Genomic DNA, 25,769 nt, shown 5'->3' on the forward strand with positions numbered 1-25,769 from the left:
TGCCGCAACGGTGGCCGCGTGGCGAACAGCGGGTTGACCGCGCAGATTTCACCGGTTCGGACGAGGCGAAGTCAGCCTTTCGACGAAACCGCAATGACATGTGCCACGGCCTATGCTCGCGGACATGGCACGTGACCCCGACTTCGACCCCTGCAAGCTGGTCGAGCACGACTCCGGTGAGTTCAGCCTGACCTTCGACGACTTCGACGACTATGTGGACATCTTCGACGAGCAGGGCTGGCTCGGCAACGGCTACGCCTGGGAGGGCGTGGTGCAGGTGCTGCTGGCCGAACGCACGCCGGAGGTGCTCGACATGGTCGAGTTCGACTCCGAGGCCGACCTGTTCTCGGTGCGCGCCGCCGACACCGAGCCGCTGCTCGAGGTCGCCGCGACCATCCGCGACGCGGTCGTCGACCTGGACGTGCTGGCCGACGCCATCACCCGCGCCGAGGAACAGGGCCTGCTCGACTGAAACCGGGTGCTCGGGCCGGGCCGATCGGTTAGGTTCCGCGGATGGCCGACATGATCTACCCGCCCAAGCCCCGCCCCGGCGACCGCATCGCGATCCTGTCCCCCAGCGCGGGGCTGCCCGCGGTCTTCCCGGACGTGTACGAGCTGGGCCTGTCCCGGCTGCGCGACGAGTTCGGGCTGCTGCCGGTGGAGTTCCCGACCACCCGCGCGGCCGCCGCCTCCGCGCGTGAGCGCGCCCAGGACATCACCGCGGCGTTCGCCGACCCGTCGATCAGCGCGGTCATGGCCAGCATCGGCGGCGACGACCAGATCACCGTGCTGCGCCACCTGGACGACGGCGTCATCCGGGCCAACCCCAAGCCGTTCTTCGGCTTCTCCGACAACACCAACCTGCTCGGCCACCTGTTCGGACTCGGTGTCGTGGGCTATCACGGCGGGGCGGTGATGACCTCACTGGCGCGCGGCGGCGCGACGCACCCGGTGAGCGCGAACAGCCTGCGCGCGGCCCTGTTCACCAGCGGCTGGCACGAGCTGACCGCCTCGGCCGACTTCGGCGACGAGCCGAACGACTGGGCGGACGCCGCGCTGCGGGCCGTGCCGCCGCCGATGTCGCCGGCCGACGGCTGGACCTGGGAGGGTCCGCAGCGGGTCGTGGCGGGCCCGCTGTGGGGCGGCTGCCTGGAGATCCTGTCCTGGCTGCTGCAGGCGGGCCTCGTCGCGCCGCCGGAGCGCTTCGACGGGCACATGCTGGTCCTGGAGACCTCCGAGGACATGCCGAGCGCCGCCGACGTCTACTACACCCTGCGCAGCATGGGCGAGCGCGGCATGCTGGGCCGGTTCGCCGCGGTGCTGGTCGGGCGGGCGAAGGCCTGGAACTTCGACCGGCGCAACACTGCCGAGCAGAAGGCGGCGTACCGGGCCGAGCAGCGCGCCGCGATCCGGCGGGCCGTGGCGGCGTACGCGCCGGACGCGGTGCTCGTCTTCGACCTGGACATCGGGCACACCGACCCGCAGCAGATCCTGCCGATCGGCGGCGACGCCCGCGTCGACGGGGTCGCGCGGCGGATCAGCGTGCGTTACTGACCGGCCGGGTCACGGCTGCTCGGGTGGCGCGACGACGGCGACCCGGGTCTGCGGCAGGCCCTCCGGGTGGTGCTCGCGCACGTACGCGATGAGCTTCTCGCGGATCTCGCAGCGCAGGTCGTAGGCCTTCGCCGCGTCGTCGGCCGAGGCCAGCACGCGGACCACCATCGCGGTCTCGGTGGTGTCGACGACCTGCAGCACCCAGTCCCGGCGGTCCCACAGCGGCGACGCCTCGACGACGCGCTGCGCCTCGGCCCGCAGCGCGTCGACCGGCATGCGGTGGTCCAGGTAGAGGACCGACGCGCCGAGCACCCGGGAGTCGTTGCGGGTCCAGTGCTGGAACGGCGTGGTGGTGAAGTACGTGGTGGGCAGGACCAGCCGCCGCTCGTCCCACAGCCGCACCACGACGTAGGTCAGCCGCAGCTCCTCGATGCGGCCCCACTCCCCCTCGACCACCACCACGTCGTCGAGGCGCAGCTCGTCGGTGAAAGCGAGCTGCAGCCCGGCGAAGATGTGCGCCAGCGTGGCATGGGCCGCCAGCGCGGCCACCACCCCGGCCAGTCCGGCCGACGCCAGCAGGGACGCGCCCAGCGTGCGCAGCGGCGCGAAGGTCATCAGGATCGACGCGACGGCCAGCACGGTGACGGTGACCGCGGTGAGCCGGCGCAGCATGCCGATGCGGGTGCGGGCCCGCCGGTAGCGCCGGTTGTCGGCCACGTCCACCGGCAGCCGCCGGAACGCGGCGTCCTCCAGCACGAACAGCACCCGCACCGCCAGCCACGCCGACGCCCCGATCAGGGCGATGACCAGGGCGTGGTGCACCATCTCGCGGGCCGACCCGGCGAGGTCGGTGAACGGCAGCGCGACCAGCAGGGCGACCACCACGAGCATGGCCCGCCACGGGCGGCGGCAGGCCTGGCTGAGCTGCTCCATGAACCGGCGGTAGCGGCGGCGGCCGACCCGGCGCACGACCAGCGCGGACAGCCAGCCCGCGACCATGGCCGCCAGCAGCGCCGCGGTCACCACGACCACGGCACGCAGCAGGCGCTCGGCGTCCATCAGCGGGCGCCGGGGCAGGTCGGCACGGCGTCACCCTTCACCGTTCCAATGATCACGTCGCCACCCCTACCCGGGCGGCCGTATGCGAAACGCCGCCCGCACCCGGTCCCGGGTGCGGGCGGCGTCACCGCCGTCGCGGCGTCATCCGCATCGCGGTGTCAGAGCGTGGCCAGCACCGCGGCCGGGGCCTCGACGATCTCGCCGGTCGGCTTCTCGATGGTCACCGGAGCGCCGAAGTCGCTGTAGGCGATCGTCATGTCGCCGACGCCCGCCGTCGGGGCCAGCCCGCCGAGGGCGACCGTCATCGTGGTCAGCCGGCCCTGGCCGTCGATGGTCGCGGTGAACGGCACCGCCTTCATCTTGTCGCCCAGCGTGGTCGCCAGAGCCGGATTCATCGACGGCGACTGGGACAGGTCGAGCACACCCTTGACCTTGCCGGCCCCGTCCCACTGCACCTGCGCGGCCGTGGCCAGCATCTTGGCGCTGTACGACGGGTCCTCGATCGACTTGCGCAGCGAGCTCTGCGGGCCGAGCTTGGAGACGTCGATGTGCATCCAGCCCTTCGGCATGCCGGGCGCGCCGTCGAGCTTCATCCACACCTGGTCGGCGATCTGGACGACCTCCATCTTGAGGGTCAGCACATCCGCTACCGAGGCGGACTTCCTGCCCGGGCCGTCGAGCTGGCCGGTGATCTTCACGGCCGCACCGCCCCCGGCCATGCTCATCGTCATCTTGGCGGTGGTGTCCTTGAACTTGGCCGCCGCCGCGGCGAGCGCGTCGGACGCCGAGCCCTGCGCCGCCGCCGGCGCGGACGCCGCCGCCGACGTGCTCGCGGACGCGGTCGCGCCCGGCTTGTCGGCCGCCTTGCTGCAGCCGGTCGCCAGGGTGGCGAGCGCGATCAGGCCTACTGCCGCCACACCGAAACGTCGTGTCTTCACGTGGTTCCCTCCCCATCGGTGCCCGGATACGGTCCCGGGGCACAGCTCCAGGAGCCTAGCCAGGCTCCGCCATGGTCGCCTGTCGGGACAGCACAGCCTTGACGCGGCCGCCCGGCATCCGTGATGATCGACCGCACCTGTCGCGACCTCGGCGGACACCGCATGACCTCGGCTGCGGACCGTACGGGCTGAAACGTCGACTACCCATCGACGGAAGGCGACACACCATGCGTGTTCCTCATCACCCCGAACTCGGCGTGCTGGTGCTCGGCGGCGCGGGCGTGGACACCATCGTGCAGGTCCCGCAGCTGCCGCTGCCCTATGCGGACAGTCATCTGGTCCCGGCGATCACCACGCGGGCCGGGCAGACCGGGGACTTCCTGGCGCTCGGGCTGCACGCGCTGGGCCTGCCCGTCCATCACGTCGACGTGCTCGGCGACGACCCGGAGGGCGCGCTGGTGCGGGCCCTGCACGAGACGTCGGGCATCGCGTTCACCGAGCTGCCGAGCAGCACCGGCACCAAGCGTGCGGTCAACCTGGTCGACCCGGCCGGGCGGCGGCTGTCGCTGTACGACGTCAGCCGCGGCGGCGAGCACGACCGCTTCCCCGAGCCGCTGCTGGCGGAGCTGGCCGCGGGGTGCCGGCACGTGCACGTGTGCATCACCCATCCGGGCGCGTACGCCCTGGCGCGGCTCGCGGACCTGGCCGTGACCGTCTCCACGGACCTGCACAACTGGGACGGCGAGAACCCTTACCACGAGCAGTTCGCCGCGGCCGCCGACGTGGTCTTCGTGTCGGCGACCGCGCTGGCCGACCCCGAGGCGGCGCTGCGCCGGGTGCTGGCGCTGGGCCGGGCGCGGATCGCGGTCGCCACCGACGGCGACCGGGGCGGTTTCCTGCTCACCCGCGACGACGGCACGGTGCGCCGGTTCGCCGCGGTGGCCCCGCCGCGGCCGGTCGTGGACTCGAACGGCGCGGGTGACGCGTTCGCCGCCGGATTCCTGTATGGACTGCTCACCGGTTTGCCGCCGGAGCGGTGCGCGACATACGGTGCCATTGTCGGAGCGCACGCGTGCACCGTCGCGGCGACCGAAGTGGACCCGCTGGACCGGTCCGCGCTTCTGGCACGCGCCGCCACGTTTTGAGTGGTGCGTGTGCGGTTACATGGGGTGCATGAGCCTGCTGTTCCGCAAGACCTGGAAACTCGGCCCCCTGCGCCTGAACTTCACCCAGGGCGGCCTGTCCTCATGGAGTCTCCGCATCGGCCGCTGGTCGTGGAACTCCCGCACCCGGGCGCACCGGGTGGATCTGCCCGGCCCCTGGTCCTGGAAGCAGAACAAGGGCGGCGGCGACAAGAGCTGAGCTAGCCGGCATCAGGTGCGCGCCGCTCCCGCAGGGCGCGCACCTTGCTGCGGTTGCCGCAGCGTTCCATCGAGCACCAGCGGCGGCTGCCCGGCCGCGAGGTGTCCAGGAAGACCAGCCCGCACCGGTGCCCGCCGCACTCGCGCACCCGGTCGGCGTGCGGGCCGGTAAGCACGTCGACGACGTCGCGCGCGACGGCCGACAGCAGCTGCGTGCCGGTGACGGGCAGCGTCCACTCCCGAGCGAAGCCAAGCCCCGTGGCCCGCAGCCGGGGGGCCGGCGACGGCTGCGCCGCCGCGTCGTCGACCAGGGCCGCGATCCCCGGCGAGACCGGGTGGCCGCGGGTCAGCGCCCACGCCAGCTCCCACAGCCCGTCGCGCAGCCGCACCAGGGCCGCCAGCTCGCCCGCGGTGACGTGTACCCGCGCCGGGTCCAGGCGCAGCCGGCACAGCCCCGACCAGGTGGCCGCATCCGCGGGCGCGTGCAGCGTCTCGAACACCGCCAGCTCCCCCGGGCCGCCGGAGACCAGCAGGTCCAGCCAGAGCGTGCCGGGATCGAACCGGAACACCCCACCCGACGGCGGACGCAGTACGAAGCCCGGTTCCATGTAACCACTATATGTGGTTACATGGCGGTGGTACAGACCGGACGAGAGGAGAGCGTCATGGCACTGGACTGGAAGGTCGTCATCGACTGCGCCGACCCGCACGCGCAGACCACGTTCTGGGCGCAGGCCCTGGGTTACCAGGTCGAGGACAACTCCGCGCTGATCGAGCAGCTGGTCGGCCAGGGTGTGCTCGGCGAGGACCTCTACCTGGAGGTCGACGGCCGCAAGGCCTTCCGTGACCTGGCCGCGGTGCGCCACCCCGACGACCCGGTGCAGCCGGTCAGCGGGGTCGGCCTGGGCCGCCGCCTGCTGTTCCAGCGGGTGCCGGAGCCGAAGCAGGTCAAGAACCGGCTGCACCTGGACCTGCACGCCGGGCCGGAGCACCGCGACGGCGAGGTCAAGCGCCTCGAAGGCCTCGGCGCCACGATCCTGCGCGAGGTGCAGGAGCCGGGCAGCCACCACGTGGTGCTGGCCGATCCCGAGGGCAACGAGTTCTGCGTGCAGTGATCACACGGGCAGCTTCCACTGCTCGCGCACGCCGACGCGGCGGAACCCCAGCCGCTCGTTGATCGCCAGCATGTGCCTGTTCGACGGGTCGGTGGTGGTGCGCACCCGGCGCACCACCCCGCCGTCGGCGGCCAGCCGCCGCACCATCTCCGCCTTCACCCACAGGCCGAGCCCGTGCCCCCGGTGCGCGGGCACCACCACGGTGTCGTCCTGGTGGGCCAGTGCCGGGGCCAGCAGCGGGATCTCCAGCACGGTCAGCCCGGCCACCGCGCCGCTGGCCTCGTGCACCGCGGCGACCACCCGCCGCTGCAGCCCGGCGGCCCGTGCGCAGCGCTCCCTCGCCCGCACCAGCTCCGGCGAGTTAGGCGCGGACCGGTAACCGAGCCCGCCGTCGGGCGAGTCGGCCATCGCGTCCACGGCCGCGGCATACGACGCCAGCAGCTCGCCGGGGACCTCGTCGGACCAGCACACCAGCCGGTATCCCGGCGCGGGCCGGTCGCCGAGCGCGCCCGGGTCGAGCGCGCCGAGGTCTGCCTCGGACTCCCACAGCTCCTGTGCCTTGCGCGCGCCCCGCGCCGCGGCCCAGTCCGGACCGGGGGTGCCCTGGACCGCGCTCAGCACCAGCGTGTCCCGGCCCGCGTCGGCGGCAGCGGTGCGCATCGCGGCCAGCAGCGCGGTGCCGTGCCCCGACCGGCGATGCCGCGGATGCACGGTCACCTCCGCGAATCCCCAGCCGAGGTTCTCCCGATCGGACAGGAACAGCTCGCCCAGACCCACCACCTCACCGTCGGCGCAGCCCAGCCAGCGTTGCACCGTGCCGTCCGGGCGGGGTGCGCGCAGCGCCGCGGCGTGCGCGGCGGCCGGCAGCGGCGTCCGCCCCGGGTCGTCGTGGCTGGCCGCGGCTGACGCCACCTCGTGCCAGCAGGCCAGCTGCTCGCGCAGACCCAGCCGGGGATCGAACGGCGCCACAGTCATACCGGTGTTGTAGCGCGTCGGAGCCGGTTCACGCCATCGGCTTTGCGGCACGGGCAAGGGCGGCCCGGCGGCCCGCCCCCGTTGACAGACCGACAGGCCGCATCGCCACGCCCCATCGTGTTGTGGACCATCCTCCGGGCGGGCGGTTGCGCGGCGGTTGCGCGCTGACTTGACCATCTGCTGGAAGGTCGGACACCCTGGGCGGGACATGGGAGCAAGCGTGATCACATTCGGCGTGCTGGGGCCGCTCGCGGTGCACCGCGACGGCGCACCGGTCGAGCTGCCGGCCGCGATGCTGCGCCGCCTGCTCGCCGTGCTGCTCAGCCGGGCCAACCAGCCGATCTCCGCGGACCGGCTGGCCGACACGCTGTGGGACGGCAGCCCGCCCGCGACCGCCCGCAAGACCTTGCAGGTGTATGTGCACCGCCTGCGCACCGCGCTCGGCGACCCGGCCCGGGTCGCCCACGGTCCGGGCGGTTACCGGATCACCGCGACCGCCGCCGAGCTGGACAGCCTCGCCTTCGCCGACCTGCTCGCGCGGGCCCGGGCCGCCCGCCGCGACGGGGACGACGCCGGTGCCGCAGACCTGTTCGCGCAGGCGCTGCGGCTGTGGCGCGCCGAGCCCTACGCCGACCTGCCCGCCGACGCGCTGCTGGCCGACGAGGTGCAGCGGCTGTCGGAGGAGCACCTGCGGGCCCGGGAGGAGAGCCTCGGGCTGCGGCTGGACCTGGGCGGGCACGCCGAGGCGGGTTCCGAACTGGCCGCGCTGGCCGCCGCCCACCCGTTCCGCGAGAGCCTGCTCGCACTGCTGATGCTGGCCCACTACCGGGCCGGGCGGCGCGCCGACGCGCTGGAGGTGTTCCGGGCGGCCCGCGCCCGGCTCGCCGACGAGCTGGGCATCGACGCCGGTGCGGCGCTGCGCCGCCTGCACGCCGCGGTGCTGCGCGACGATCCCCGTCTGGACCGCGTCGCCGTGTCCGACCTGGACACCCTCACCGAAGCCGCCGCCGCGGCACCGGCGGGCACGGTGCCCGCGCAGTTGCCCGCGGACACGCCCGTCTTCAGCGGCCGTGCCGCCGAACTCGAGAAGCTGGCCGGGCTGCTGCCCGGCGACCGGGGCCTGACCACCGTGGTGATCTCCGCGATCTCCGGCACCGCCGGGGTGGGCAAGACGACGCTGGCCGTGCACTGGGCGCACCGCATCGCCGACCGCTTCCCCGACGGACAGCTCTACCTCAACCTGCGCGGCTTCGACCCGGACGGCACCGCGATGGGGCCGGCCGAGGCGGTGCGCAGCCTGCTGGACGCGTTCGCGGTGCCGCCCGAACGCATCCCGGCCACCCTCGACGGCAGCCTCGGCCTGTACCGCAGCCTGCTGGCGGGCAAGCGGGTGCTGGTGGTGCTCGACAACGTGCGCGACGCCGAACACGTACGCCCGCTGCTGCCCGGCTCACCGACCTGCCTGGTGCTGGTGACCAGCCGCAACCAGCTGCCCGCCCTGGTGGCGACCGAGGGCGCGCGCCCGCTGGCACTGGGCCTGCTGTCCGACGCCGAGGCGCGGGAACTGCTCGCCCGCCGCATCGGCCCCGACCGGGTCGCCGCCGAACCGGACGCGGTCGAGCAGATCGTGCGGTTGTGCGGCGGCCTGCCACTGGCCCTGGCCATCGTCGCCGCCCGCGCCGCGATCTCGGCCGACGTGCCACTGCGCGAGCTGGCCGACCGGCTGCGCGCCGAGGGCGCGGGCCTGGACGCGTTCACCGGCTGGGACGCCGCGACCGACGTGCGGGCCGTCTTCTCCTGGTCCTACCGCGCGCTGAGCACTCCCGCCGCCCGGATGTTCCGGCTGCTCGGCCTGCAGCCCGGTCCCGACCTGGCGGGGCCTGCCGCGGCGAGCCTGGCCGGGGTCCCGCTCGCGGCGGCGCAGGCCGCGCTCGCCGAGCTGGACCGGGCGCACCTGGTCACCGAGCACGTCCCCGGGCGCTACCAGTGCCACGACCTGCTGCACCGGTACGCCGCCGAGCTGGCCGAGAGCGCGGAACCCGAAGCCGAGCGGCACGCCGCCCTCGGCCGGTTGCTCGACCACTACCTGCACACCGCCCGGCAGGCCGACCGGCGGCTGGAGGCCGTACGCCAGCCGCTGGCGATCGACCCGCCCGCCGACGGCACGCTGGTCGACGACCCGGGCGACGCGACCGCCGCGGTGGCCTGGTTCACCGCCGAGCACGCCTGCCTGGTCGCGGCGGTGAACCGGGCCGCGGCGGCGGGCTGGGACCTGCGGGCGTGGCAGCTGTCCTGGCAGCTGACGACCTATCTGGACCGGCGCGGCCACTGGTCCGACCTGATCACCGTGCTGACCGCCGCGCTCGGTGCGACGGCCCGGCTCGGCGACCGGCCCGCCCAGGCCCACCTGCACCGGCACGTGGCCCGCACGCAGGTGCGGCTGGGCCGCCACGACGACGCGCTGGCCAGCTTCCACGCGGCGCTGGAGCAGTACCGGGCGGTGGACGACCACGCCGGGCAGGGCCACACCCACCACAACCTCGGCGTCGCGCTGGAGATGCAGGGCCGCACCGAGCAGGCCCTGCACCACACCGAGCAGGCGCTGGCGCTCTACACCACCGCCGGTTACCTGCCGGGCCAGGCGCGGGCCCTCAACGGGATCGGCTGGTACCGGGCGCTGGCCGGGGACCACCGGGCCGCGCTCGACCACTGCGGGCGGGCGCTGGCCCTGTTCGGCGAGCTGGGCGACCGCAACGGGCAGGCGCACACGCTGGACAGCCTCGGCTACGCCCACGCCCAGCTCGGCGACCACAAGCAGGCCATCGCCTGTTACGAGCAGACCCTCGCGCTGTACCGCGACTTCGGCGACCGGTTCGGCGAGGCGGAGACGAACGCCCACCTCGGCGACAGCCACCGTGCCGTCGGCGATCCGGCGGCCGCCGCGTCCTACTGGACGCGGGCCCTGGAGATCTTCGAGGAGCTGGGGCACGCCGAGGCCGCCACGGTGCGCGAGAAGCTGCGCGGCGGAGTCACAGCAGCTCGATGATGGTGGCGTTGGCCATGCCGCCGCCCTCGCACATCGTCTGCAGCCCGTAGCGGATGCCGTTGTCGCGCATGTGGTGCAGCAGCGTGGTCATCAGCCGCGCCCCGCTGGCGCCCAGCGGATGCCCGAGCGCGATCGCGCCGCCGCGCGGGTTGAGCCGGGCCGGGTCGGCGCCGGTCTCGGCCAGCCAGGCCAGCGGCACCGGCGCGAACGCCTCGTTGACCTCGTACGCGCCGATGTCGCCGATGGACAGCCCGGCCCGCTGGAGCGCCTTGGCCGTGGCCGGGATCGGCGCGGTGAGCATGATCACGGGATCGTCGGCGGCCACCACCGCGGTGTGGATGCGGGCGAGCGGGGTGTACCCGTGCTCGGCCGCCCACGCCGACGTGGTGACCGCGATCGCCGCCGCGCCGTCGGAGATCTGCGACGCGGTGCCCGCGGTGACCACGCCGTCGGCCTTGAACGGGGTCGCCAGCTGGCCCAGCTTCTCCAGCGACGTCTCGCGCCGGATGCCCTCGTCGGCGTACACGTCGCCGACCGGGGCGATCTCCGCGGCGAACAGGCCGCCGTCCGAGGCGGCCGCGGCCTTGTGGTGGCTGGCCAGCGCGTACTCGTCGAGCTGCGCCCGACCGAAGCCCCAGCGCGCGGCGATCATCTCCGCGCCGACGCCCTGGTTGAACGGCACCGGGGCGTCCCCGGCGAAGCCCTCGACCCCGGCGTAGCGGCTGCGCACCTCGGGTCCGTACGGGAAGCCGAGCTCGCCGACCGACGAGCCCATCGGCACCCGGCTCATCGACTCGACGCCCGCGGCCACCACGAAGTCTGCCTGCCCGGACAGCACGGTCGCGGCGGCGAAGTGCACGGCCTGCTGGCTGGAGCCGCACTGGCGGTCCAGGGTGGTGCCGGGCACCGTCTCCGGCCAGCCGGCGGCGAGCACCGCGTTGCGGCCGATGTTCCAGGACTGCTCGCCGGTCTGCGACACGCAGCCGAGGATGACGTCCTCGACGTCGGCCGGGTCGAACCCGGTGCGGTCGCCGAGGTCCTGCAGGATCTGCCCGGCCAGGTCGACGGGGTGCACGCCGGACAGGCCGCAGTTGCGCCGGCCGACGGGGGTACGGACCGCTCCGATGATCACCGCATCACGCATGACAGCAGCCTACTGCGAAGTAACCTGAACGGTCACTCAGGTCCGGGGCGGTCCGTGCTCAGAACCGGGCCAGCCCCGCCACCAGCAGGGCGACCAGCACGCCGAGCGTGATCCAGCGCACCCGGGCGGACACCCGCGGATCGACCAGCACCGCGGCGAGCGCGTACGCGGCCATGATGGCGATCACCCACAGCTGCGGCACGCCCAGGAAGAACCGTCCCACCAGGCCGAACACCAGCAGCAGGAACACCCCGGGCCCGGCCAGCGCGACCTGCCACGCCGGGCGCACCCGGGCCAGCCGCAGCAGCCCCCACATCGACAGCGCCGCACCGAGCAGGCAGCCGAAGATGATGCCGATCGCGTCCCCCAGGCACTCCATGCCGCCGACGCAGCCCCGCAGCTGGATCACCGCGTAGGCCAGGCCCATCCACACGGCCAGGGACACGAAGGCGCACCCCGCGGCGCGGGCGGCGCGGGCCGCCGGACTCACGCCGGTGGCGGGCTCGATGCTTGTCATGACCGACATCGTGGCAGACCGGAGTGCCTGCGGGCACCAGCGCTATGGTTGGCCCCCATGAGCCTTTACGACGTACCGATCAAGACCCTGCAGGGCGCCGACGCCGACCTCTCCCAGTACCGCGGCAAGGCCGTGCTCGTCGTCAACGTCGCCTCCCGCTGCGGACTCACCCCGCAGTACACCGGGCTGCAGAAGCTCGCCGAGGCCTACGCCGACCAGGGGCTGGTCGTGCTCGGCGTGCCGTGCAACCAGTTCGCCGGGCAGGAGCCGGGCAGCGCCGAGGAGATCGCCGAGTTCTGTGACGTCAACTACGGCGTCACCTTCCCGCTGACGGAGAAGATCGACGTCAACGGCCCCGCCCGGCACCCGCTGTACGACCTGCTCACGCAGACCGCCGACGCCGACGGCGAGGCGGGCGACGTCAAGTGGAACTTCGAGAAGTTCGTGGTCGACCGGTCCGGCGCGGTCGTCGCCCGGCTGCGCCCGCAGGTCACCCCGGAGTCGCCCGAACTGGTCGGCACCGTCGAGCGCGCGCTGGCCTGATCACGACCGGCCCTCGTCGGGCCGTACCTCCTCGTCCGCCGGCCGGTCCGCGGGAGCCGCTTCCAGGGCGGGCAGCCCGTTGCGGGGCTCCTGCTTGGGCACGTCGCGCAGGGGAAGGTACGGCTCGGCGTCGGGCGGCATGCCCGCCGCGATCGCCCGCGCCCGGCCCAACTCGGCGTCGAACTTCGCGCCGAGCAGCACCGCGACGTTGGTCAGCCAGAGCCACACCAGGAACACGATGACGCCGCCGAGCGCGCCGTAGGTGCGGTTGTACGAGTCGAAGGTCGCGATGTAGTACGCGAAGCCGCCCGACACCGTGATCCAGGTGCCCATCGCCACCATGGTGCCCGGGGTGATCCAGCGGAACCCGCCCAGCCGGGCGTTCGGCGCGGCCCAGTAGAGCAGCGCCAGCAGCAGGTTTATCACCACCACCAGGACCGGCCACTTCACCACGTCGAGCACCTTCACGGTGGCGTCCTCGACGCCGAACGCCCGCCCGACGCTGGTGGCCACCCGGCCGCTGAGCACCACCGCCAGCGCGCTCGCGGCCAGCGACACCCCGGTCACCGCGGTGACGAACAGCTGCACTGGGACCGTCTTCCACAGCGGACGGCCCTCCGGCACGTCGTAGATCACGTTCGCGGCCCGCATGAACCCGCCGATGTAGCTGGTGGCCGACCAGAACGCGATGGCCAGACCGACCGCCAGGGCCACCCCCGCCGCCCGCTGGTCGTAGCGCAGGTTGTCGATGATCTCCAGCACCGCGTGCCGGGCCGGCGGCGGCGTCAGCTCGCTCAGGTTCTCCGCGACCGCGTCGCTGGTCGGCCGCCCGAACAGGCCCACCCCGGCGACCAGCACCAGCATGCCCGGCAGGATCGACGTCACGCTGTAGTAGGTCAGCGCCGCGGCCCGGTCCGCCAGCTCGTCGTTGAGCAACTCCACCACGGTCCGGCGGGCCACCCCCAGCCAGGCCCGAAAGCCCAGCTCCGACGGCCGCTCCGGACCGCGGCTCAGGATGTGGAGCAGCCGCTCCCGGTGTGCCCGGCCCGGTTCCCTCGTACGCGCCACCGCTGCCTCCGCCACCGACCTGATCGATACCCCCGTATGACATCAGAGTGAGCATCGCGCGACAAGCTCGGCGAGGTCACGGCGTCGTCTGTGGATCACGCACGCGGACCGCGCCCGGCACGTATTATCAGGTCACCCCCGGTGACGGCAGCGCACGTCAGTGCGCTGCGGCAAGTACGACGGGGGTAGGGCAATGGGCTGGAAGTACCACTCACCACCGGGATGGCCGGCGCCTCCGGAGGACTGGACTCCTCCTGCGGGCTGGCGACCCGACCCCGCCTGGCCGCCCGCGCCCGACGACTGGCAGTTCTGGGTCAGCGACGGGGCCGACGACCCCACGCTGATGTTCGAGCTGCCCGACGACGAGCCGTTCACCAGCCTCGACGAGCTCATCGGCCATCCGGCGCCGGACCGCGACCAGCCCCTGGCCGGGTTGCCGCCGGCCGACCCGGTGCCGGACGCGGTGCCGGCCTGGTCGGCCGGAGACGCGGCCGCCGAGCCCGCCCCGACCGACGTGGACCCGGCGTCACAGCCGGAGCCCGTCCTGGCCACCGCGATGGAGGCGAGCGACCCGGCGACCTCCGCGCAGGCGCCGCCCGTCGCCGCGACGCCGGCCGCCACGGCACCGGACCCCGCACCGGCCCTGGCCGCGCAGACCGCCATGGCGATGGACGCGGCCGCGGCCCCGGACGCGGTGTGGTCCGACGAGCGGCCGCGGCCCGCCTGGCCGGTCGATCCCGCGATGTCGGCGGAGCCCGCCTGGATCGCCGAGCCCGCGCCCGAACCGCTCCTGACCGACGAGCCGCCGCCGGCCTGGACCGACGAGCGGGCCGCGTCTGTCTGGGCCGCCGAACCCGCGTTGTCGGCCGAACCGGCCTGGGCGCAACCGGCCGAAGGCGACAGCGCGCCCCTGACACTCGAGCCGGCGGAAGGGTCGGTGCCCGCCGAGCCCGAACCGGCGGGGACGTGGGCGCGACCCGAGCCCGAGCCGGCGGCGATGTGGGCGCCGCCCGAGCCCGAACCGGCGACGTGGGCGCCGCCCGAGCCCGAACCGGCGACGTGGGCGCCGCCCGAGCCCGAACCGGCGACGTGGGCGCCGCCCGAGCCCGAACCGGCGGCCATGTGGGCGCGGCCTGAGCCCGACCCGGCGGTGGCCCCGATCGCGGGACCGGAGCGGGAACCGGCGACCGCCTCGGCCGCCGACCCCGGCCCGCACACACCTGAACCCGTCGTCACCGCACCACTGACCTCGGGCATCGCGTGGCCGTCGCCGGTGGAGACGTCAGCTGCGGAGGACCCCGCACCGATTGCCGGCATGCCGAGCGCGGACATGCCGTCCGCGGGCATGCCGACCGCAGGTATGCCGCCCGCAGGCGTGCCGCTCGCAGGCGTGCCGGTCATGGCGTTCGCCGCCGAGCCTGCGGCCGGACCGGGCGTGCCGGCGGCCGAACCGGCCGTGCTCCCGCCCGACGCCGCGCACACGCCCGCCCACGCGGCGGGGCACGTGCCCGCGCACGCCGCACCGCCGTCCCGCCGGCCGTGGTGGGTCTGGGGGCTGGCCGGCGCGGCCGGGCTGATGCTGTGCGCCGTGGTGGGCGTGGGCGGATTCCTCGCCGTGCGCTGGGGTGACGGGTCGCCGGCCGCGGTCGCCGACCCGAGCGCGACCGCGATCGGCGGGCCCGGTGCGGAGCCGACGCGCGAGGCGCAGGGCCGCCCGATCCCGACCCCGAGCCGGCGCGCCACCGAGGCCCTGCCCCAGGACCAGGTCTTCGAGGGTGTCGGGCCGCAGGTGGTGCCCGTGGAGCTGGGCAGCACCTTCCACACCGTCGCGCTCACCTACGCCGGCACGGGCCCGTTCGTGGTGCGCACCGTGAAGGCCGACGGCCAGGAGATCCAGACGCTGGTCAGCGCCGCGGAGAACTACGAGGGCGTACGCCCGCTGGACCTGGGCGAGATCCGGCCCGACGCGGTGAGCATCCAGGCCGACGGCGGCTGGCGCATGGTGGTGCGGCCGCTGGCGTCCGCGCAGACCTTCAGCGGCACCGCGTCCGGGGTGGGTGCGGACGTGCTGCTGATCCCGCGCACCGCGGCGGAGTCGGTCAAGGTCGCGTTCGACCACCGGGGCACCGGCAAGTTCACCGTGCAGGCGATCGGCTCGGACAGCGCCACGCTGATCAATCAGGAGGGCGACTTCACCGGCGAGACCATGCTGCCCCGCGGCACCGTCGTGGTCGTGATCGACACCAACGGGGTGTGGACCTTCAGCCGGGAGTGACTGCGTACCATCACCGCCATGGGTCCGCTGGACGGTTTGAAGGTGCTGGAGGTCGGCGGCATCGGCCCCGCTCCGTTCTGCGGCATGTACCTGGCCGACCTGGGCGCGGACGTGGTGCGGGTGGACCGGCCCGGCGGCGGCGTCACCGCCGTGGACCCGCGGTTCGACCTGCTGCAGCGCGGCAAGCGCGCGGTCGCCGTCGACCTGAAGGACCCGGACGGCGTCGCGCTGCTGCTGGGCCTGGTCGACCGGGCCGACGTGCTGATCGAGGGCTTCCGGCCGGGCGTCGCCGAGCGGCTGGGCTTCGGGCCCGACGTGTGCCTGCACCGCCGCCCGCAACTGGTGTACGGCCGGATCACCGGCTGGGGCCAGGACGGGCCGCGGGCCCGCACCGCCGGGCACGACCTCACCTATGTCGCGGTGACCGGCGCGCTGCACGCGATCGGCCGGGCCGGCGGGCCGCCGCAGATCCCGCTCAACCTGCTCGGCGACTTCGCGGGCGGCGCGATGTACCTGGTGTCGGGCCTGCTCGCCGCGCTGTGGCGGGTGCGCGGCGGCGGGCCGGGCCAGGTCGTCGACGCGGCCATCGTGGACGGCGCGGCGCACCTGATGGCGATGCAGTGGGGCATGCACGCGGGCGGCACCTGGCTCGACGAGCGCGGCGTGAACCTGCTCGACGGCGGCGCGCCGTTCTACGACGTGTACGCCACCGCCGACGGCCGCCACGTCGCGGTGGCCGCGCTGGAGCCGCAGTTCTTCGCCGAGCTGCTGGCCCGGCTGGACCTGCCCGCCGACACCCCGCAGTACGACCGGGCGGCCTGGCCCGAGCTGCGCGAGCTGCTGGCGCGGCGGTTCGCGGCGCAGCCGCAGGCGCACTGGGCACAGCTGTTCGCCGACACGGACGGGTGCGTGGCCCCGGTGCTGTCGATGGCTCAGGCCCCGACCGATCCGCAGCTGGCCGCGCGGGGCACCTACCTGGTGCGCGACGGGGTCGTCCAGCCCGCGCCCGCGCCCCGCTTCTCGGGCACCCCGGCCGAGCCGGGCCGTCCGCCGGCGCTGCCGGGTGAGCACACCGCGCAGGTCCTGGCCGACTGGTGCGGGTGATCAGGAGCCCGTCGTGGCGGCCGCTCGGTGTTCAGCCGGAGCGAAGCGGAGGATGGGCATCGATCAAGGCCGCGGAGCGGGCTCCGCATGACTCTGCTGAGGTTGCGGCGCGCGGTTAGCGTCGGGGCATGACGACGAGCATCGTGTACGACCGCAAGGAGCAGCTCCAGCAGATCCAGAGCGGGCTGCTGCCCGGCGAGCAGGTGATCGCCGTGTACGACGCCATCGGGGCCGGCACGGGTTTCATCGGGCTCACCGACCGCCGTGTGATCATTCAGGACAAGTCCTTTGTGGGCAAGAAGACCGCCATCACCAGCATTCCCTATACGAAGATCACCAGCGTGAGCGTGGTCAGCAACAAGTCCTGGGCCGGGCAGTTCTTCTCGACCGGCGCGATCGCCATCAACGTCGGCACGCACGTGTACGAGATGGAGTTCCGCGGTGACGAGAAGTCACACCATGTCCACGATCTGATCCTGCACCGCATCACCAGCTGAGCAACCTCCCGGCCCCCGTCAGGCGTCTGGTGACGCGGCAGGGTTACGGCGAGCGCCGGCAAATGGCAGGATGTCGCGTGACTCAGCGGGGACGGTCCGTAAGGCCGCGGCGCATGCAGCCGCGGCCTCGGCGGGCATCGAGAACGGGAGATCGAGTCCATCATGGTCGGCGCCGACGCTTCGCGGCCGCTGCGGCCCACGGACCCACGTGAGCTGGGCGGCTATACGCTCCTGGGACGCCTGGGCGAGGGCGGCATGGGCAGTGTCTACCTGGCCCGCGATCCGAAGGACAGCCTCGTCGCGGTCAAGGTGATCCGGGCCGACCTGGCCGGGGAGCCCGAGTTCCGGCAGCGTTTCCGCAGCGAGGTGGAGCGGGCCAAGCAGGTGCCGCCGTTCTGCACCGCCGAGGTGCTCGACGCCGACCCCGACCACGACTCCCCCTACCTGGTGGTCGAGTACGTCGACGGCCCCAGCCTGTCCAACGTGGTGCAGCAGCGCGGGCCGCTGACTCCGGCCAACCTGCACGGCCTGGCCATCGGCGTGGCCACCGCGCTCACGGCGATCCACGGCGCGGGCGTCATCCATCGCGACCTCAAGCCCAGCAACGTGCTGCTGGCGCCGGGCACCCCGAAGGTCATCGACTTCGGCATCGCCCGCGCCGTCGAAGGGCAGCCCGGCAACACCCGCACCGACCAGCTCATCGGCACGGTGGCCTACATGGCGCCGGAGCGCCTGGACACCAAGGCGCGCAAGACGCTGACCCCGGCGGCGGACGTGTTCGCCTGGGGCGCGGTGGTCGCCTTCGCGGGCACGGGCCGGATCACCTTCGCCGCCGACTCGATGCCCGCGGTCGCGGTGCGCATCATGACCGCCGAACCCGACCTCGACGGCCTCGCCGGGCCGCTGCGCGAGCTGGTCGAGGCGGCCCTGGCCAAGGACCCCGCCGATCGCCCCACTGCCCGCGACCTGCTGGACCGGCTGCTCACTCACGGGCCGGACCGGGCGCTGAGCTCCGGCGAGCTGCCCCGGCAGGCCGCCGCCGCGGCCGAGGCGGGCAGCAGGTTCGCGGTGGTCGACGCCGATCCGACCAGCCAGCAGCCGGAGGCTGCCACGCCGCGGCTGCGCGACTCCCGCTGGGCCAAGCCGGCCGCCGCCGGGCTCGGCGCCACCACGCTGCTGCTGGGCGGCCTCACGGTGGCCCTGCTGACCGGCGCGCTGCCGGCCGGGTTCGCCGCGGGCACCGGGCCGTCGTCCTCCCCGAGCGCGTCCCCGAGCAGCTCCCCCACGCCGTCGCCGTCGCCGAGCACCGCGCCGTCGCCGTCGGCGTCGGCGTCGCCATCCCCGTCCCCCTCCCGTTCGCCCAGCCGGTCCCCCGCGCCGCAGCCGTATCTCAGGGACCCGCTGGCGAAGGCGCTCTACTGGGAAGACCTGGACACCGATCCCAACGGAGCCACCTGCCTTTTCACCGATGGCGCCTACGTCGCGACCACCTTGAAGGACTGGAGTTACCAGTGCGGCGGCCCCGCCGACGCGCTGCAGGACTTCCGGCTGGAGGTCGACGTGACGCTGTTGACCGAGGGCTCCTGCGCGGGGCTCTGGTACCGCAAGCGCGGGCTGTACGGCTACGAGCTGCGGGTCTGCCAGAACGTCGCCTACGTGCTCCGGCACGCCAAGGATGACCCGCAGGCCGGCCTGCCGTTGCGGGAGATCCCGCTGACCAGGCCGGTCGCCCTGGACCGTAAGACCCGTGTCGCCGTGTCCGGCGCGCAGTCCAGGTTCCGCTTCTTCATCGGTGGCAGGGAGATCGCCGCCCCGGTGGACAACACCGTGTTCGCCGAGGGCCGGGTCGTCCTCGGGGTCTCGACGGCGGAGCGGGTGGGCACGGCGCCCTGGCAGGTGCGCTTCCAGAACCTGGCGATGTGGGCGACAGCCGCCTGACCGGCTCGCTGCGGCCCTATGGTGGATCGGGAGGACCGCCGGCTGCGCCGGGGGGCCTCGGACGGCAGGAGGGCCGACCCGATGTCGGACGTGGAGGTCTTCGACTCCCGGCGCTGTGAGCTGGGTGAGGGCCCGCTGTACGCGCACCGCGACGGCCGGGTCTGGTGGGTCGACATCCTCGGCAGCCGGGTGTTGTGGCGCTCCGCGGACGGCGCGGAGTCCGGCGAGCTGCGCACCTCGGCGCACGTCGGCGCGGCGGTGCCGGTGTGCGGCGGCGGCTTCGTGGCCTGCCTGCCGGCAGGCCCGGTGCGCCTGCTGCCCGGCGGCGGCGAGCAGCGGCTGCCCGGCTACCCCGGCGACACCGACGGGCTGCGCTCCAACGACGCCAAGGCCGACCCGGCCGGGCGGCTGTGGCTGGGCACCATGGCCTACGACGAGCGCCCCGGCGCGGGCGCGCTCTACCGCCTCGATCCGGGCGCGGCCGCGCTAACCACCGTGTTCACCGGGCTGACCATCAGCAACGGGCTGGGCTGGTCGCCCGACGGCGCGACGATGTACCACGTCGACACCCCGACCGGCCGGGTCGACGCCTACGACTACGACCTGGACACCGGGCAGCCGGGGGCACGGCGCACGCTCACGGAGATCGACGAGGGCCATCCCGACGGCATGTGCGTGGACGCCGAGGGCGGGGTGTGGGTGGCGCTGTGGGCCGGGGGCGCGGTGCGCCGCTACACCCCGGACGGCCGGCTGGACCGGGTGGTCGCCCTGCCGACGCCGCTGGTGACCAGCTGTGTGTTCGCCGGACCGCGGCTGGACACACTGGTGATCACCACAGCCTCGGTGGGCCGGCCCGACGATCCGCACGCCGGTCTGGTCTACGCCCACCAGCCGGTGGACGTGGTGGGGCAGCCCACGGACTGCTTTCGCGGTTGAGCTTTCTCCACACGGGACCGGTCCGCATAAGCATTAGTGAATCTTCCTCACTTCGGTATGCTGAGCTGCCTATATTCGTGGCTATGGTGCAGCGGTTAATCAGCGCTTTCGGCCGGTACAGCGGGATGCTCCGCGCCGGTGTCCTGGGTGGGGTCGTGCTTGCCCTCGCCTCGCTACCGCTGGCCGTACCGGCGGGCATCGGAGCCATGAAGGGCGCGGCCATCCTGCAGAACATGCCGACCGAGCTCAAGGATCATCAGGTCGGCCAGACCACCTACGTCTACGCCAGCGACGGCAAGTCGTTGATCACGATGTTCTACGACGAGCATCGCAAGTTCGTGCCGCTGGCATCGCTGAACCCGAACATCGTCAACGCCGTGATCGCTGCCGAGGACGCCCGGTTCTACTCGCACATGGGCGTGGACTTCCAGTCCATCGCCCGCGCCTTCGTGGCCAACCGCCAGCAGGGCGAGGTCTCCCAGGGCGCCTCCACGCTGACCATGCAGTACGTGCGCATGGCGCTGCGCGACAGCGCCACCACCGCCCAGGAGGCGGTCGCGGCGACCGAGCAGACCCCGCAGCGCAAACTGACCGAGATCCGCCTGGCGATCAAGCTGGAAGGCCAGTGGACCAAGGATCAGATCATGGAGGGCTACCTCAACATGGCCTACTTCGGCCACCGGGCGTACGGGATCTACGCCGCCTCCCAGATCTTCTTCTCCAAGGAGCCCAAGGACCTGACCCTGGTCGAGGCCGCCACACTGGCCGGCCTGGTCAAGGCGCCCTCGTCGTTCGACCCGGCCAACCAGACCGGCCCGGCCCTGGACCGGCGCAACTACGTGATCCGCCGGATGGCCGAACTCCACTTCATCACCGCGGACCAGGCCAACAAGGCGGCCGCCGAGCCGATCAAGCTGAAGCTCAGCAGCCCGCCCCGCGACTGCGGGTCGGTGCCCGCGGCCAACCGCGACTGGGGCTTCTTCTGCGACTTCTTCAAGAACTGGTGGATGCAGCAGCCCGCGTTCGGCCCCAACCCGGTGGCCCGCCTGGACAAGCTGCGCACCGGCGGCTACAAGGTGGTGACCAGCCTCGACCCGAAGCTGCAGGAGTTCGGGATGAAGGACCTGCTGAGCCGGTCCAAGACCGACATGCGGCTGGCGTACGGCAACGTGGTGGTCCAGCCCGGCACCGGCCGCGTGCTCAGCATGACCGTGAACCGGGTCTACTCGATGGACCAGAGCAAGAACGGCCCGAACTCCGACCCGATCAAGCGGTCCTTCAACGTCAAGGGCAGCTACCCGAACACGGTCGCGCCGCTGCTGGGCGGTGGTGACATCCCGGGTTACCAGGCCGGTTCGACGTTCAAGATGTTCACCATGGTCGCCGCGCTGGACTCGGGCATGAAGATGTCCAAGTCGTTCTACGCCCCGCACCGCTACACCTCGATCTACGTGGTGGAGCCCGGCGGGCCGGCCGCCTGCGGCAACCGCTGGTGCCCGTCCAACGCCAGCGGCAGCATGACCGGCAAGCACAACATGTACTCCGGCTTCGGCAAGTCCGTGAACACCTACTTCGTGCAGCTGGAGCAGGCCGTGGGCTCGGACAAGGCGGTCCGCATGGCCGAGAGGATGGGCCTGGTCTGGCACACCGACGTGGACCGGCTGCACGCCTCGCCCAAGCACGCCGACAAGTGGGGCGCGTTCACGCTCGGCGTCGCCGACACCACGCCGCTGGAGATGGCCAACGCGTACGCGACCGTCGCCGCCGAGGGCATGTACTGCAAGCCCAGCCCGGTGCTGTCCATCAAGACGCCGCAGGGCCAGGAGTTCACCACGACCGTGGACGGCAAGCAGGTCGAGGCCGCCGCTCCGCAGTGCCACCGCGCGTTCAGCCAGGACGTGGCCCGCGCCGCGACCGACGCCGCGCGCTGCGTCACCGGGTACAAGGCCGCCCGCGGCAGCTGCGGCGACTGGTCCACCGGTTCCCGGGTGTACGCCATGATGGAGCGCCCGATCGCCGGCAAGACGGGTACCACCGACGACACCCGGGCCGCCTGGTTCGTCGGCTTCACGCCCGAACTCGCCGCTGCCAGCTTCATCGCCGACCCCGACTACGTGAAGAACGTGGCCGGCGACGGCAACTACAACATGCCGCTGGACGCGGTGACGAACTCGCTGAAGTTCGCCCTGAAGGACAAGCCGGTGCGCGACTTCAACCCGCCCTCCAGCGACATCCTCAACTGAGCTCAGCGCGGGTCGGGCACGTAGGCGTAGTGCATGCCGACCAGGCACACCGCCGCCACGGCGACGTATGCCAAGCCGATCTGCCAGCGCCGCCGCGCCGGGACGTCGAAGTAGGCGTCCTGGCGTCCGGCGCGCCGGTCACGCCACCGCGCCACGGTCTCGATACCGCCCAGCACCAGGACGAACACCAGCACCGGCGACGGCATGAAGTACAGCAGCACCGCCGCGCCGATCAGCCCGGCGAACCAGATGCGCGGATGCAGCGCCCCGGCCACCCGGCCGCCGTCGAGCGGCAGCATGGGCAGCAGGTTGAACAGGTTGAGCAGGAATCCCGTGTACGCCAGCGCGCGCAGCATCGTCGAGCCGGTCAGGTCGGACAGCCCGTACACCGCCAGCACGCCGCAGACGCCGGCGACCGGCCCGGCCAGCGACGACAGCGCCTCGTCCACGACCGAGCGCTGCTCACCCTCCACCGTGACGAAGGCGCCGAACCCCGGGATGAACATCGGCGCGCTCGCCCGCACGCCCTGCGCACGCAGCGCGACGACGTGCCCCATCTCGTGCACGAACAGCAGCAGCACGAAGCCGACCGCGAACGGCAGGCCCCAGTGCAGGGCGTAGAACAGCACCGACAGCAGCATGCTGCCCGCCGTCTTGAACTTCAGCAGCACGCCCAGGCCCTTGCCGAGCAGCAGCACCTTGCTGCCCAGCTTCGCCAGCCCGCCGGCCGCGACCAGTCCGGTGCCGACCTTGCCCGCGGTCTTCTTCAGCCTGCCGCCCGGCGACACCACGGCCGCCTGCACCGCCGCCACCTCGCCGGGCGCGTCGGCTCCCGGTGCTCTCGTCCCGTCCGTGCCCGTCCCGTGCTCCCCGTCGGTCATGACCGGCGAAGGTAGCAACCATCGTCAACCGGCGGGGGCCGGTCACGGTCAGGACAGCACCGAGCGCTGCTCCGGCACTCGCCAGTCGGACATCCACGACTGCTCCAGCGCCAGCGCGTGGCACAGCGACTCGGCGGTCCACTGCTCGTACGGCGCGGGCACGGCGACGGCGTCGGCGCGCAACCGGCGGCAGGCGGCGTCGAACAGCCGCTGATCGCCCCGCCCGGCGCCGCCTTCCAGCAGCCGCCGCGCCTTCACCAGCTCCTCGACCAGGGCTCGCTCGACCTGACCGGCCAGCAGCGGCGGCTTGGCGTCGACGTCGACCCGGCGGCCCACCATGGCGGCCACCGTCGCGGCGAGGATCAGCAGCACCGCTAGCCGGAACAGCACCGCCAGGCCGTCCTGCAGGCCGCCGGCGGCCAGCGCCGCCGGGCGCGCCCAGCCGAGGACCTCGGCCAGCCCGAGCAGCGGCACCATGTCCACCAGCTGCCAGGTGTAGTCGGCCACGGCGGCGACCACCACGTCCAGCGCGGGCAGCACGCTCGGGTTGGGCACCCGGCCGCCCAGCTCCACGTCGGCGGGCACTGCCGCCGGGGCGTACACGCTCAGCCAGCCGGCCCGCCACGCGCCGACGGTCAGCACCGCGGCCAGCGCGGTCGCCCCGGTCAGCCGGGGCACCACCGCCCGCAGCTCACGGCTGCGCGCCCAGCGGTGCGCCCAGCGCACCCGGACGGCGTGCGGGGCGATGCGGCGCGGGCGCACCAGGCGCAGCAGCCGCCGGTGCATCGGGTCGCCCAGCCACGACGGCAGGTCCAGCGCGGCGGGCTCGTGCTCGAAGCGGACCGGCGGCCGCCGCCACGACCAGTACTCCCGGGCCACCGCCGCCTGCCGGCTCGCCTCGCTGCGCCGGCGCAGCCCGCGGGCGACCCGCACCAGCAGCGCGACCAGCAGCGCGCCCGCCGCGGCGAACAGCACCGGTCCCGGCACACCCGGCAGCACGGCCGACGCCGCGACGACGGCCACCGCCAGCACCGCCCCGGCCGCCCACACCACCAGGCGGAGCAGCGTCGACAGCCCGACCCACAGCCACATCGCGCCGGGGAACGGCAGCACGCCGTCGCGTTCGCGCCGCGGCAGCCGTTCTGTCCGCACCGCCAACTCGTTGACTCTGGTGAAGTCCGGCTGCAGACGCGTTGTCCCGCCGACGGTCCTGACGTCCATGGCGCTCCCCGGCTCTCGCGCGCACGGCGCGGCAATGGTATTCAAGCCGCACACTAGGGCAAATCCCCGCCATTGACAGTCAACTGTCTTACACCTGGACGGACTGGATGTGCGACACGGTAGTCCGGACAGGTGGCCCGCCGCCTCGCGGGTGAAAGGTTCACCCGCCCGAGCGACGGCGTGAGCAGCCACGCTCCAGCCCAACCGACGGGAGGGGCACCTTCTACTACCACGCGGAGCGAGGTGAAGGTGCCCCTCCTTCACGTCAGAGCCGGGCGAACCAGTCCCGCACGGCGTCCACGCCGTACCTGTCGCAGAGTGCGGCCATCAGGGCGACGCGGGCCTTCTCCGCCCGCAGGCCGCGAGCGGGGATCGCGCCGCCGGGTCGGCCGCGGCGGCCAGCGCCGCGGCGAGGTTGGCCGGGCCGTCACTGTCCTGGTCGTCCAGCGCCCGCGCCGCGCCGGTCAGCACGATCGCGGCCCGCTCGGCGGCCGGGCCCGCCATCAGGTCCACCAGGTAGGCGGTCTCCTCGACGGTGTCGACGCCGTGGGTGAGCACGACGCCGTCGTAGTCGCCCGCCGCCTGCCGCACCCGGCGGCCCAGGGCCAGCATGGTGGTCGGCGAGATGTCCCAGCCCGGCTCGGAGGTCACGTCCACGACGGTGACCTCCGCGCCGACCGGGCCCGCAGCGGCGTGCAGCTCCGCGCCCGACGCGACGGACTCGCGCCCGGCACGCCGCCGGTACGCGATGGTGTTTTTGGTGGCCAGCAGCAGAACCCGGCTGCCCATCGGAGTTCCCGTCCTCAGGCCGGCGGGTGCAGGGCGGCCGGCAGCGTGACCCGACCGCCCAGGGCCAGGAACACCCGCAGCACGGCGTATCCGGCCAGGGCCACCAGGCCGAGGCGGGCGACGGTGAGCACCACGTGCCCGAGCGCGTCGATCGTCTCCGGGAAGGTGTCGACCCAGCCGAGGCCGCCCAGTCCGATCAGGAACGTGATGCCGCCGAAGACGACCGCCACGGCGTACTCGATCAGCGCGACCAGCGCGAAGATCTTCGAACCGGCCAGCTGCGGGGCCACGTGCGTGGCGATCAGGACGGCCACCAGCGGGAACGCCAGGAGGAACAGGTCGAGGAAGCCGGCCGACTGCGAGCGGGAGATCAACGTCGTGTTCTCCGCCGGCAGGATCCAGCGCAGGAACTGGAAGCCGAGGTGGAGCGCGACGTAGCCGAGCAGCGCGAGCGTGAACAGCAGCCGCAGCGGCTTGATGCTCTGCTCGGTCGCAGTGGTGGCGGGGGCACGCAACTGGTCCGGTTCGACTGAACTTTGTTGTGTGTGAATGTGCATGGGTATAC

Annotated in this window: 24 protein-coding genes; 13 read left to right on the forward strand and 11 right to left on the reverse strand. The window is 73.4% G+C overall.

All coding sequences use genetic code 11. The features are described from left to right. Positions 1 to 124: 124 nt before the first annotated feature. On the forward strand, positions 125 to 472 hold the full coding sequence (locus HAV39_RS18455; protein WP_191840448.1) for an Imm51 family immunity protein: 348 nt from the start codon (positions 125 to 127) through the stop codon (positions 470 to 472). 41 nt (positions 473 to 513) lie between these two features. Further along, positions 514 to 1,554, forward strand: a complete 1,041-nt coding sequence (locus HAV39_RS18460; RefSeq protein WP_191840449.1) for a S66 family peptidase — start codon at positions 514 to 516, stop codon at positions 1,552 to 1,554. Positions 1,555 to 1,563: 9 nt separating this feature from the next. Here the strand turns inward: HAV39_RS18460 and HAV39_RS18465 are convergent, their stop codons facing one another. Continuing rightward, a complete protein-coding gene (locus HAV39_RS18465) occupies positions 1,564 to 2,613 on the reverse strand; it encodes a mechanosensitive ion channel family protein (RefSeq protein ID WP_191840450.1) in 1,050 nt (349 codons plus the stop codon). A gap of 158 nt (positions 2,614 to 2,771) precedes the next feature. Then, positions 2,772 to 3,551, reverse strand: coding sequence for a hypothetical protein (locus tag HAV39_RS18470; RefSeq protein WP_191840451.1), 780 nt, complete (start codon positions 3,549 to 3,551; stop codon positions 2,772 to 2,774). A 227-nt stretch (positions 3,552 to 3,778) separates the two neighbouring features. Between HAV39_RS18470 and HAV39_RS18475 the strand changes: the two genes are divergently transcribed. Together HAV39_RS18475 and HAV39_RS18480 are read left to right on the forward strand one after the other, a co-directional pair. Next, positions 3,779 to 4,696: a PfkB family carbohydrate kinase gene (locus tag HAV39_RS18475; protein WP_191840452.1), complete on the forward strand. Its 918-nt coding sequence runs from the start codon at positions 3,779 to 3,781 to the stop codon at positions 4,694 to 4,696. A gap of 28 nt (positions 4,697 to 4,724) precedes the next feature. Beyond that, positions 4,725 to 4,913 (forward strand): DUF4236 domain-containing protein, encoded by a 189-nt coding sequence (locus HAV39_RS18480; protein ID WP_120319966.1) that lies wholly within the window; start codon positions 4,725 to 4,727, stop codon positions 4,911 to 4,913. 1 nt (position 4,914) lies between these two features. On the opposite strand, the gene HAV39_RS18485 is transcribed toward HAV39_RS18480, so the two are convergent. Beyond that, a complete protein-coding gene (locus HAV39_RS18485; RefSeq protein ID WP_191840453.1) occupies positions 4,915 to 5,520 on the reverse strand; it encodes a CGNR zinc finger domain-containing protein in 606 nt (201 codons plus the stop codon). A gap of 57 nt (positions 5,521 to 5,577) precedes the next feature. Between HAV39_RS18485 and HAV39_RS18490 the strand changes: the two genes are divergently transcribed. Next, complete coding sequence (locus tag HAV39_RS18490) at positions 5,578 to 6,027, forward strand: VOC family protein (protein ID WP_191840454.1); 450 nt, start codon at positions 5,578 to 5,580, stop codon at positions 6,025 to 6,027. On the opposite strand, the gene HAV39_RS18495 is transcribed toward HAV39_RS18490, so the two are convergent. Next, positions 6,028 to 7,002, reverse strand: a complete 975-nt coding sequence (locus tag HAV39_RS18495) for a GNAT family N-acetyltransferase (protein WP_191840455.1) — start codon at positions 7,000 to 7,002, stop codon at positions 6,028 to 6,030. A gap of 220 nt (positions 7,003 to 7,222) precedes the next feature. Between HAV39_RS18495 and HAV39_RS18500 the strand changes: the two genes are divergently transcribed. After that, positions 7,223 to 10,048: an AfsR/SARP family transcriptional regulator gene (locus tag HAV39_RS18500; RefSeq protein WP_191840456.1), complete on the forward strand. Its 2,826-nt coding sequence runs from the start codon at positions 7,223 to 7,225 to the stop codon at positions 10,046 to 10,048. On the opposite strand, the gene HAV39_RS18505 is transcribed toward HAV39_RS18500, so the two are convergent. Together HAV39_RS18505 and HAV39_RS18510 are read right to left on the reverse strand one after the other, a co-directional pair. Further along, the gene (locus tag HAV39_RS18505) at positions 10,032 to 11,192 is read right to left on the reverse strand and encodes an acetyl-CoA C-acyltransferase (protein ID WP_191840457.1); all 1,161 of its coding nucleotides are present in this window, start codon (positions 11,190 to 11,192) and stop codon (positions 10,032 to 10,034) included. The two genes, HAV39_RS18500 and HAV39_RS18505, sit on opposite strands and share 17 nt — an antisense overlap. Before the next feature lie 58 nt (positions 11,193 to 11,250). Continuing rightward, positions 11,251 to 11,709, reverse strand: a complete 459-nt coding sequence (locus tag HAV39_RS18510) for a hypothetical protein (protein WP_120319960.1) — start codon at positions 11,707 to 11,709, stop codon at positions 11,251 to 11,253. A gap of 57 nt (positions 11,710 to 11,766) precedes the next feature. Between HAV39_RS18510 and HAV39_RS18515 the strand changes: the two genes are divergently transcribed. After that, a complete protein-coding gene (locus HAV39_RS18515; RefSeq protein ID WP_120319959.1) occupies positions 11,767 to 12,252 on the forward strand; it encodes a glutathione peroxidase in 486 nt (161 codons plus the stop codon). On the opposite strand, the gene HAV39_RS18520 is transcribed toward HAV39_RS18515, so the two are convergent. After that, a complete protein-coding gene (locus HAV39_RS18520; RefSeq protein WP_120319958.1) occupies positions 12,253 to 13,320 on the reverse strand; it encodes a YihY/virulence factor BrkB family protein in 1,068 nt (355 codons plus the stop codon). Positions 13,321 to 13,513: 193 nt separating this feature from the next. Between HAV39_RS18520 and HAV39_RS18525 the strand changes: the two genes are divergently transcribed. From HAV39_RS18525 to HAV39_RS18550, 6 genes are all read left to right on the forward strand, one after another. Further along, the gene (locus HAV39_RS18525; protein ID WP_191840458.1) at positions 13,514 to 15,595 is read left to right on the forward strand and encodes a hypothetical protein; all 2,082 of its coding nucleotides are present in this window, start codon (positions 13,514 to 13,516) and stop codon (positions 15,593 to 15,595) included. Positions 15,596 to 15,613: 18 nt separating this feature from the next. After that, the gene (locus tag HAV39_RS18530; RefSeq protein ID WP_191840459.1) at positions 15,614 to 16,699 is read left to right on the forward strand and encodes a CaiB/BaiF CoA transferase family protein; all 1,086 of its coding nucleotides are present in this window, start codon (positions 15,614 to 15,616) and stop codon (positions 16,697 to 16,699) included. A gap of 128 nt (positions 16,700 to 16,827) precedes the next feature. Continuing rightward, the gene (locus HAV39_RS18535; RefSeq protein WP_191840460.1) at positions 16,828 to 17,196 is read left to right on the forward strand and encodes a PH domain-containing protein; all 369 of its coding nucleotides are present in this window, start codon (positions 16,828 to 16,830) and stop codon (positions 17,194 to 17,196) included. A gap of 162 nt (positions 17,197 to 17,358) precedes the next feature. Then, positions 17,359 to 19,134 (forward strand): serine/threonine-protein kinase, encoded by a 1,776-nt coding sequence (locus HAV39_RS18540; protein ID WP_191840461.1) that lies wholly within the window; start codon positions 17,359 to 17,361, stop codon positions 19,132 to 19,134. 81 nt (positions 19,135 to 19,215) lie between these two features. Continuing rightward, positions 19,216 to 20,070 carry an SMP-30/gluconolactonase/LRE family protein gene (locus HAV39_RS18545; RefSeq protein ID WP_191840462.1) on the forward strand — a complete coding sequence of 285 codons (855 nt, stop codon included), beginning with the start codon at positions 19,216 to 19,218 and terminating at the stop codon, positions 20,068 to 20,070. Positions 20,071 to 20,153: 83 nt separating this feature from the next. Next, the gene (locus tag HAV39_RS18550; RefSeq protein WP_191840463.1) at positions 20,154 to 22,313 is read left to right on the forward strand and encodes a transglycosylase domain-containing protein; all 2,160 of its coding nucleotides are present in this window, start codon (positions 20,154 to 20,156) and stop codon (positions 22,311 to 22,313) included. A gap of 2 nt (positions 22,314 to 22,315) precedes the next feature. Here HAV39_RS18550 and HAV39_RS18555 read toward each other — a convergent pair whose 3' ends face one another. The 4 genes from HAV39_RS18555 to HAV39_RS18570 form a co-directional block, all read right to left on the reverse strand. Then, positions 22,316 to 23,194, reverse strand: a complete 879-nt coding sequence (locus HAV39_RS18555) for a site-2 protease family protein (RefSeq protein WP_191840464.1) — start codon at positions 23,192 to 23,194, stop codon at positions 22,316 to 22,318. Positions 23,195 to 23,242: 48 nt separating this feature from the next. Then, a complete protein-coding gene (locus tag HAV39_RS18560; protein ID WP_191840465.1) occupies positions 23,243 to 24,415 on the reverse strand; it encodes a hypothetical protein in 1,173 nt (390 codons plus the stop codon). A gap of 327 nt (positions 24,416 to 24,742) precedes the next feature. Beyond that, entirely contained in the window at positions 24,743 to 25,204 is a 462-nt protein-coding gene (locus tag HAV39_RS18565; RefSeq protein ID WP_191840466.1) for an asparaginase domain-containing protein, read from the reverse strand. A gap of 14 nt (positions 25,205 to 25,218) precedes the next feature. Continuing rightward, positions 25,219 to 25,761: a hypothetical protein gene (locus HAV39_RS18570; RefSeq protein ID WP_191840467.1), complete on the reverse strand. Its 543-nt coding sequence runs from the start codon at positions 25,759 to 25,761 to the stop codon at positions 25,219 to 25,221. Positions 25,762 to 25,769 lie beyond the last annotated feature (8 nt).

Source organism: Catellatospora chokoriensis, assembly GCF_011297315.1.
In the GTDB taxonomy this organism is placed as follows: Bacteria; Actinomycetota; Actinomycetes; order Mycobacteriales; family Micromonosporaceae; genus Catellatospora; species Catellatospora citrea.